The sequence below is a fragment of the Micromonospora sp. ALFpr18c genome (assembly GCF_008868155.1).
GTDB lineage: Bacteria > Actinomycetota > Actinomycetes > Mycobacteriales > Micromonosporaceae > Micromonospora.
Genome location: NZ_WBKR01000374.1, coordinates 1 through 1765, shown reverse-complemented (window position 1 = coordinate 1765; position 1765 = coordinate 1). Strand labels below are relative to the sequence as shown.

Annotated in this window: 2 protein-coding genes; both read left to right on the top strand. The window is 72.7% G+C overall.

Annotated elements, in window-relative coordinates; genetic code table 11:
* On the top strand, positions 1–104 hold a 104-nt coding region (locus F8271_RS32765; protein ID WP_192580549.1), incomplete at its 5' end, for a hypothetical protein.
* 191 nt (positions 105–295) lie between these two features.
* Positions 296–994 carry an NADPH-dependent F420 reductase gene (gene npdG / locus F8271_RS31170; RefSeq protein ID WP_151493356.1) on the top strand — a complete coding sequence of 233 codons (699 nt, stop codon included), beginning with the start codon at positions 296–298 and terminating at the stop codon, positions 992–994.
* The last annotated feature ends 771 nt before the right edge of the window (positions 995–1765 follow it).

The following is a 1765-nucleotide window of genomic DNA, read 5'->3' as shown; positions in this document are numbered from 1 at the left end:
TACGCGGCCGCTGCCTCTGTGACCTGCCGCTGGGTGAACGGGTCCGGGTCCGCCTGGTCACCGCCGACCCGGCGGCCCGCACGGTCCTGTTCGAGCTGGCCTGACCCGCCCCGCCGCCGGGCCTTCCGGGCCAGCGGGCTTTCAGGTCGGTGGGTCTTTCGGGTCGGCGGGCCTTCCGGGTCAGCGGGCCTTTCGGGTCGGCGGGCCTTCCGGGTCAGCGGGCCTTTCGGGTCGGCGGGGACTGTCACAACGCCTGCCGCTGCTGCCGGCCCGAGCGGTTTGCGAGGATGAGCCCATGGCATACGACGCGAGCACGCTGCCCGACGTGTCCGGGCTGACGGTCGGCATCATCGGTGGCACGGGCGACCAGGGGCGGGGCCTCGCCTACCGGTTCGTCCGGGCCGGGCAGACGGTGCTGATCGGTTCCCGGTCCGCCGAGCGTGCCGCCGAGTCCGCCGCCGAGATCGCCGCCCTGCCCGGGTTGCCGGCGGACGCCAGCATCACCGGTGCGGCCAACGACGAGGTGGCTCGGCGCAGCGACGTGGTGATCATCGCGGTGCCGTGGGACGGGCACGCCGCCACCGTCGCCGCCCTCGCCGAGCCGCTCGCCGGCCGGATCGTCGTCGACTGCGTCAACCCGCTCGGCTTCGACAAGCAGGGCCCGTACGCGCTGACCGTCGCCGAGGGCAGCGCCGTGCAGCAGGCCGCCGCGCTCCTGCCCGACTCCCGGGTCTGCGCGGCGTTCAACCACGTCAGCGCCCCGCTGCTCGCCGACCCCGAGATCGACCGGATCGACCTCGACGTACTGATCTGCACCGAGGACCGCGAACTGGTCGACGTGGTCGGTGCGCTCGCCGCCCGGATCCCCGGCATGCGCGGCATCTACGCCGGCCGGCTGCGCAACGCCCACCAGATCGAGGCGTTCACCGCCAACCTGATCGCCATCAACAAGCGCTACAAGGCACACGCCGGCATCCGCGTCACGGACGTCTGACCTGCCTCGCCGACGTCCGGGTCGCCTCGCTGGCGTCCGGGTCGCCTCGCTGGCGTCGGGGTCGCCTCGCTGGGGCCCGGATCCGCTGAACGGCGCTCGGAGCCGCCCCCCGACGTCCGGACCCGCTGACGGATGCCCGGAGGTGCTGACCGGCGCTCGGTCGTGCCGACTTCCCGGACGCCCGCGGCCCTTACGGTGCGCTGACCTGCGGCGGCTTGCTGGCTGCGTCCGCCTGCTGGCGGCGTCGGCGTCTGGCTGCTGGCTTGCGTCGGCGTCTGGCTGCGTCTGGCTGCTGGCTTGCGTCGGCGTCTGGCTTTGCGTTCACCTGCTGGCTCGCGTCGGTGTCTGGCTGCGTCGGCGTGCTGCTTGCGGGTTCGCAATGGCGCGCCCGGCTTCCGGTTCCCGGCATGACTGCTCCTCCTCCTGTTGAACGCATGGCCGTTGGGTCCGCCAGCCCGGAGGCATCGACGGACCGCTGGGCGCATGACACCGGCTTCTCCGCAGGCCGGGGAGCCTCTTCGTCATGTGGGTGTGGCGATCGGTCCCGGAGACCGCCGCACTCGCTTGCCGTTCACCGCTCGATGGGTCGGGTGGCGACGGGCTCGGCTCGTTGCCTGATTGGGCCACAGGCGGTGGTCTATGTCCGTCGGTGGTAGTGGTTGCGGCGGGGGATGTGCTTCGGGTCGAGCCAGGCGGGTGGGACGAATTCGGGGTGGCCGTCGCCGGCGATGTGGACGGTCCAGTCGCTGTGGTGCAGGTGTCGGTGGTGGT

Coding starts and splice junctions, on each gene's coding strand:
- npdG (WP_151493356.1), top strand. CDS start 296: ATGGCATACGACGCGAGCACGCTGCCCGACGTGTCCGGGCTGACGGTC.